This window comes from uncultured Methylobacterium sp., assembly GCF_964251405.1.
Classification (GTDB): domain Bacteria; phylum Pseudomonadota; class Alphaproteobacteria; order Rhizobiales; family Beijerinckiaceae; genus Methylobacterium.
The window spans coordinates 1-5859 of the sequence record NZ_CAXUJR010000142.1; the positions used below are offsets into that span (position 1 = coordinate 1).

Annotated in this window: 6 protein-coding genes and 2 pseudogenes; 4 read left to right on the forward strand and 4 right to left on the reverse strand. The window is 69.2% G+C overall.

The genetic code is table 11. The features are described 5' to 3' along the window. A pseudogene (locus ACFE7U_RS17130) lies at positions 1-323 on the reverse strand (flagellar motor protein MotB); the annotation flags it as partial. A gap of 160 nt (positions 324-483) precedes the next feature. Further along, on the reverse strand, positions 484-1545 hold the full coding sequence (locus ACFE7U_RS17135; RefSeq protein WP_375410920.1) for a DUF2865 domain-containing protein: 1062 nt from the start codon (positions 1543-1545) through the stop codon (positions 484-486). A gap of 129 nt (positions 1546-1674) precedes the next feature. Between ACFE7U_RS17135 and ACFE7U_RS17140 the strand changes: the two genes are divergently transcribed. Further along, entirely contained in the window at positions 1675-2202 is a 528-nt protein-coding gene (locus ACFE7U_RS17140) for a CreA family protein (protein WP_375410921.1), read from the forward strand. Between the two features lie 28 nt (positions 2203-2230). On the opposite strand, the gene ACFE7U_RS17145 is transcribed toward ACFE7U_RS17140, so the two are convergent. Then, complete coding sequence (locus ACFE7U_RS17145; protein ID WP_375410922.1) at positions 2231-2548, reverse strand: hypothetical protein; 318 nt, start codon at positions 2546-2548, stop codon at positions 2231-2233. Positions 2549-2780: 232 nt separating this feature from the next. On the opposite strand from ACFE7U_RS17145, the gene cysS reads away from it, so the two are divergent. Together cysS and ACFE7U_RS17155 are read left to right on the forward strand one after the other, a co-directional pair. Continuing rightward, complete coding sequence (gene cysS, locus ACFE7U_RS17150) at positions 2781-4163, forward strand: cysteine--tRNA ligase (RefSeq protein WP_375410923.1); 1383 nt, start codon at positions 2781-2783, stop codon at positions 4161-4163. Further along, complete coding sequence (locus ACFE7U_RS17155; protein ID WP_375410924.1) at positions 4160-4348, forward strand: hypothetical protein; 189 nt, start codon at positions 4160-4162, stop codon at positions 4346-4348. Before cysS ends, ACFE7U_RS17155 begins: the two co-directional genes overlap by 4 nt. A gap of 11 nt (positions 4349-4359) precedes the next feature. Here ACFE7U_RS17155 and ACFE7U_RS17160 read toward each other — a convergent pair whose 3' ends face one another. Continuing rightward, positions 4360-4959 (reverse strand): TIGR00730 family Rossman fold protein, encoded by a 600-nt coding sequence (locus ACFE7U_RS17160; RefSeq protein ID WP_375410925.1) that lies wholly within the window; start codon positions 4957-4959, stop codon positions 4360-4362. 242 nt (positions 4960-5201) lie between these two features. Between ACFE7U_RS17160 and ACFE7U_RS17165 the strand changes: the two are divergent. Further along, positions 5202-5859: pseudogene (locus ACFE7U_RS17165) on the forward strand (hypothetical protein); the annotation flags it as partial.

Genomic DNA, 5859 nt, shown 5'->3' on the forward strand with positions numbered 1-5859 from the left:
GGTCGCTCGCCGCGAGGCTCGGGTCGCTCACCGCGGGGTTCCGGCCTCTCGGCCGGACGCGGCTGCGACCGTTCGGTGGGGGCACGCTCCTGGCGCGGCTCTTGGCGCGGCTCCGGGGCTGCCCGCTCGGGACGGGGCGCTGCACCGGGCGGCGGACCGCCGCGCGGGCTCTCGCCACGCGGCTCGCCGCGCTCGCCGCCGGGTCCCGCCTGCGCCACCACGATGGATCCCGCTTGGCCCTGGGCCCATGCGGCGGAGAGATCCGCGAGCACGAGGGAGGGAAGCACGGTGCCGGTCAGGAGGAGCAGGCGGATGGTCCGCATCGGGCATATCTCGCGTCGTTGATGAGCCTTCCGAACCGGGACGGCCGCGAGATCGTTCCAAATTCCGTCGATTCCACAGAGCGTGGCGGGCCCTCGAAGGGTTCCTTAGGCGGCCCCGGAGGGATCGGCTAACCGGACTGGAAGCCCTGACTCCACCGGGTTACGGCGTTCCCGCCCGGCTCGGGACCGCGATCACGCCGGGCGCAATGATGCGGATGGGCGGCGGTTCCTGGGGGGCTGTCGAGGCGCGGTGAAGGGTGGCGTCGACACCTTGCACGCCCGGCTCGCCGGCATCCGAGACGACGGCGCCCACGCGGCTCGCCGCATCGGCGGCCAGGGACGCGGCGGTCTTGTCGGCGCGGCCGACCAGGGTGAGGCGGACCTTCGGCCGCGACATCGCCTCGGCCTGCATCGGGGTGACGAAGATGTCGCCCTTGTGCCGGACCATCATGCTCTCGGCCTTCACCAGGGACTGCGCCCAGGTCTTGCCCTCGCCCTTGCAGGAGCAGTTCGGCGTGAAGCTCTTCTGGAACTTGAAGGCGTTGGCGAGGGACACGTAGGCGCGGCTGCCCTTGATCGTGGCGGCCTGGCGCAAGGCGTCGTCGCCGTAGGGCATCGAGTAGGCGGCGGCCTCGGCGCCCGGGCACAGGGCCTGGCAGAGTTCGTTGGCACCCTCGCGCCCGTCCGGCAGGTTCGTCATCGGGAAGTAGGCGCCGTCGCAACTGCGCACGCAGATGACCTGGCCGCCGCCGCGGGCCCGCTGCTCGCCGTTGGACGCCTCGACGATGCCCCTGGACTGGTCCGCGCAGGCCGTGGCGATGGCGACGGTGAGATGCTTGCGCCGCATGGCGGTGACCTCGCCGTTATCCGCTCCATAGCCGGCATTGAGCGCCCGGATGCGCTGCTCGACGGCACTGCATTGCGGCGGTCGGGTATCGAAGAACAGGAATTTCCCGCCCTCGCAGTTCAAGGTGCGGAAATAGGCGTTGAGCCGGCCGATCTCGTTCTGGAGGGCGCGTGCGGTGTCGGCCCCCGCGCTGAGGTTGGCCAGCTCCGACTTGTAGCGCTGACAGGCGTAGGTGTCCGCCTGGGCCGGCAGCACGAGGGCCGACGTCGATGCCGCGACGATCGCGAGCCAACGGCTGGCCCGGCCGATCGCTGTGCGGCGGATCTCGGGGAGGCCGATCTTGGGGAGGCGGATCTGGGAAGGGATCAGCGTCATGGCCTAACAGCGACAGTGGTGGGGTCCAGCGAGGGCTGCGTCGCCGAAGCAAAGCTTTTGTATCCGCCCTCGCCAATCGGCGACAGCCTTCCCACATGCGCCCCGGCACAGATCGAGGGGAATGATCATATGTTGTGGCTTCAGAGTCTCACCGGACGGACGCTGGTCGTGGCGCTGCTCGCAATGGGCGTGGCCGCCCCGGCGTGGGCGGCCGACGACCCGGACCGCATCTTCGACAAGTCGACGGTCTGGCGCCCCCTGACCCCCAACGACAAGCTCGTGGTCTACGGCATCGACGATCCCGCGGTCGGCGGCGTCGCCTGCCACTACACCCAGCCGGAGAAGGGCGGGATCAAGGGGACCCTGGGGCTGGCCGAGGACGTCTCGGACATCTCGCTCTCCTGTCGCCAAGTCGGGCCGGTGAGCTTCAAGGGCCAGCTCAAGCAGGGCGAGGTCGTGTTCAGCGAGCGCCGGTCGCTGATCTTCAAGTCGATGCAGATCGTGCGCGGCTGCGACGCCAAGCGCAACACGCTGATCTACATGGTCTATTCCGACAGGGTCATCCAGGGCTCGCCCAAGAACTCGACCTCGACGGTGCCCCTGATGCCCTGGGGCACCGAGCTGCCGCCGAAATGCGGCGAGTTCTTCAAGGGCTGATCGCGCCGATCAATCCTGGCAAGGCCCATCAATCCTGGCAGGTGATCCTGACCGGGGCGTCCGCCGCCTTGGGCTGCGCGTCGATCGCGCCGGTATAGTCTTCCGGCGCGGCGATGCCGAAGGAGCCGGCGGAGGCGAAGCCCTGCGACTCGCACCAAGCATCCGCCACGACCTGCCCGCATTCGCCCCCGGACGACAGGCAATCGCCGACGCCGTAGCCCTCGGCGGCCGGGATGAGAAAGATCTTCTCGACCTTGCCCGACGCATGCGGCGCCTGGGCCACGGCCATCGTCGAGAACAGCCCGAGGGCAAGGCAAGCGCTGAGGACGACAGCCGGACGTCGCATGGGAACACCTTGGCGAAATGCGTGATGGAGATCTTTGGCGGTTGCCGTGAAATCTCGTCCGTTCCGGTAAACAAAGCCTTTCGACCCTCACCGGGCAGGGCGCGATCGGTCCGTCTTTGCGTCTCGAATTGATCTCCCTTTTGCGGTAGCCCGGATGCCGCGCCGATGCCGTCGCCTTCGCGCAACAGGGGCGGGGATGCGGCGGGACCGGTGAAGGGCGAGAGACTGTTTCATGGAACCGATGTTGCGGCTCTACAACACGCTGACCCGCGAGAAGGCGCCCTTCGCGCCCATCGATCCGACCCATGTGCGGATGTATGCCTGCGGCCCGACGGTCTACGACGCCGCCCATATCGGCAACGCCCGGCCGATCATCGTCTTCGACCTGCTGTTCCGGCTGCTCCGCCACCGCTACGGCGCGGCCCACGTCACCTACGCGCGCAACGTCACCGACGTCGACGACAAGATCAACGCCCGCGCCGCCGAGCGCGGCGTCACCATCCGCGCGCTCACCGACGGTACGCTCGGCGCCTTCCACGACGACCTTCGCAAGCTCGGCGTCCTGATGCCCGAGGACGTGAACGTCCCCGGCGAGCGCCCGCGCTTCGTCGAGCCCCGGGCGACCGACCACATCGCCGAGATGGTGGCGATCGTCGAGCGGCTCGTCGCCTCGGGCCACGCCTACGTGGCGGAGGACCACGTCCTGTTCGACGTGCCGGCGATGGCCGATTACGGCGCGCTCTCGAAGCGGCCACTCGACGAGATGGAGGCGGGCGCGCGCGTCGAGGTGGCCGCCTACAAGCGCTCGACCCTCGACTTCGTGCTGTGGAAGCCCTCGAAGCCCGGCGAGCCGTCCTGGCCCTCGCCCTGCGGCATCGCCCTGCCGGGGCGGCCGGGCTGGCATATCGAGTGCTCGGCGATGTCGTGGAAGCATCTCGGCGAGACCTTCGACATCCATGCCGGCGGCATCGACCTCATCTTCCCCCACCACGAGAACGAGGTGGCGCAGTCGCGCTGCTGCTTCTCGACGCCGGTGATGGCCCATGTCTGGCTCCACAACGGCTTCCTGCAGGTGGAGGGGCAGAAGATGTCGAAGTCGCTCGGCAACTTCGTGACGCTGCGCGACGTGCTGAAGGACTGGCCCGGCGAGGTGGTGCGGCTCGCCATGCTCAAGACGCATTATCGCCAGCCGATCGACTGGACCTTGCGCGGGTTGGAGGAGGCAAGCCGGATGCTGGAGCGCTGGTACGGCCTCGCTGGCGATATCGGTCCAGGCCGGTCCGTACCCGCCACCGTGCTGGAGCCGCTGCTGGACGACCTCAACACCGCTGCGGCCCTCGCCGAACTCCACCGTCTCGATGACCCCGCGGACCTCAAGGCCGGCGCCGGTCTGTTCGGACTCCTCGGTTCGACGCGATCGCAGCGCGAGGCCGCTGCCGTCGCTGTCGCCGGCGTCGATGTCGGCCAGGTGGAAGCTTTGATCGAGGAACGGCGTGCGGCGCGGCTCGCGAAGAACTGGGCCGAGTCCGATCGCATCCGCGACCGGCTCCTCCGGATCGGCGTCGCCGTGAAGGACAACAAGGACGGCACCGCGACCTGGACGGTCGCGACATGATCGCGCCGTCAGATCGTCGGCCTACCATCGTCGCCGATGCCGGCCCGCTGATCCGTCTCGCCGCCGCCGGGATCCTCGACACGCTGCGCGGCCTCAACCGAAGGATCGTGCTGGTGGACCGGGTCGAGGACGAGGTCGTCGGCGACCTCCGGATGCCGCCGCAGCCCTCGCCGCCGGAAGGGTGACGGGGGCTCGCTCAGAACCGTTCGGTGATCATCGCCTCGGCCTCGGGCGACGGCCCTGCGCTCTCCGCCGCGCGCAGCATCCCGACGACTTCGGACGCATCCCGCGCCACGAGATAGTTGAGGTCGAGGCCCTCGCGGATGAAGCCGTGGTCGCGCATGTGGTCGAGGAGGGTAAGCAGCGGGGTCCAGAAATCGGCCACCGAGACGAGCAGGATCGGCTTCCTGTGCCGGCCGAGCTGCGCCCAGGTCATCTGCTCGACGAGTTCTTCCAGGGTGCCGATGCCGCCGGGCAGGGCGATGAAGGCGTCGGAGCGCTCGAACATCAGGCGCTTGCGGGTGTGCATGTCGCCGACCACGATGGTCTCCTGGATCTCGTCGAGCATGCGCTCGCGCGACTTCAGGAAATCCGGGATGATGCCGGTGACGTGGCCGCCGTTTTCCAGGACGGCGCGGGCCACGGTGCCCATCAGGCCGACATTGCCGCCGCCATAGACGAGGCCGATGCCGGCCTGCCCCAAGGCCCGGCCGAGGCCCTCGGCGGCGAGCGCGAACGCGGGGTCGCCCCCGAATCCCGAGCCGCAATAGACGCAGACCGTCTTCACCGGCGCCATGCGCACGCTCCGAGCCTGCCATCGGCCGCCGTGATGTCGCCATCACGCCAGCACCGATGGAGCTTGTCCAAGGGCCAGAGTACCGAATGCGGGGGAGGCTGGGGCACGGTCGCGCCCGGAGAATTTGGTGTTCCAGTCATGTTCGCTATTATGTCGCCGTCAATCGACGGTTTGTCGACAGCCGTCATCGAAATTCGGCGGTGCCTCCGCGAGGGTTTCGGGACACTTCGGAGTGAGACGCCATGACGGCGGAGTTGCGGCGTAGCCTCGTTCTCGCCGGTGGGGGCTTGCTCGCCGGCTTCGCCCTCGTCCTGACCCTGTTCGGGGCGGGCGAACTGGTGAAGCGCGGGGTCCAGACCGGTGATGCGCCCGCGCCGATCGCGAGCCTGCCGGCCCCCACCTCCGTGCCCGACGCACAGACACCCTCCGACGTCTCCCGCGCCGAGGAGGCCGGGACGGTCCGGCCGGGAAAGTCCGGCCTCGCCGGGGAGCAGATCCCGGCACCGTCCCCTCAGCCGTCGCAAGACTCCGAGGCGATGACGCCGACCTTCGACATCATCCGCGTCGAGCCGGATGGCGAAACCGTCATCGCGGGGCGGGGTGCACCCAACGCGACCGTCGAGATGCTGCGCGACAACGAGCCGATTGCCCGTGCGCTCATCGATCCGTCAGGGCAATTCGCCATCGTCCCGCCTGCCCTGCCCCCGGGAAGCAGTGAGATCACCCTGCGGATCACCGGAGCGGACGGGCAGGTGCGCCTCTCGAAGGAACGCGCCGCCATCGTCGTCTCGCAGAAGCGCGACACCAAGCCCCTCATCGCCCTCAGCGCACCCGACCGGCCGACCGTCGTACTGTCGCAGCCCGAACCCGTCGCTGCGCCGCCGGTGAAGGAGGCGGCCA

Bases quoted from the DNA above. Each gene is read 5' to 3' on its own strand.
- ACFE7U_RS17145 (WP_375410922.1), bottom strand. From the start codon at position 2,548: ATGCGACGTCCGGCTGTCGTCCTCAGCGCTTGCCTTGCCCTCGGGCTG.
- ACFE7U_RS17160 (WP_375410925.1), bottom strand. From the start codon at position 4,959: ATGGCGCCGGTGAAGACGGTCTGCGTCTATTGCGGCTCGGGATTCGGG.
- cysS (WP_375410923.1), top strand. From the start codon at position 2,781: ATGGAACCGATGTTGCGGCTCTACAACACGCTGACCCGCGAGAAGGCG.
- ACFE7U_RS17140 (WP_375410921.1), top strand. From the start codon at position 1,675: ATGTTGTGGCTTCAGAGTCTCACCGGACGGACGCTGGTCGTGGCGCTG.
- ACFE7U_RS17155 (WP_375410924.1), top strand. From the start codon at position 4,160: ATGATCGCGCCGTCAGATCGTCGGCCTACCATCGTCGCCGATGCCGGC.
- ACFE7U_RS17135 (WP_375410920.1), bottom strand. From the start codon at position 1,545: ATGACGCTGATCCCTTCCCAGATCCGCCTCCCCAAGATCGGCCTCCCC.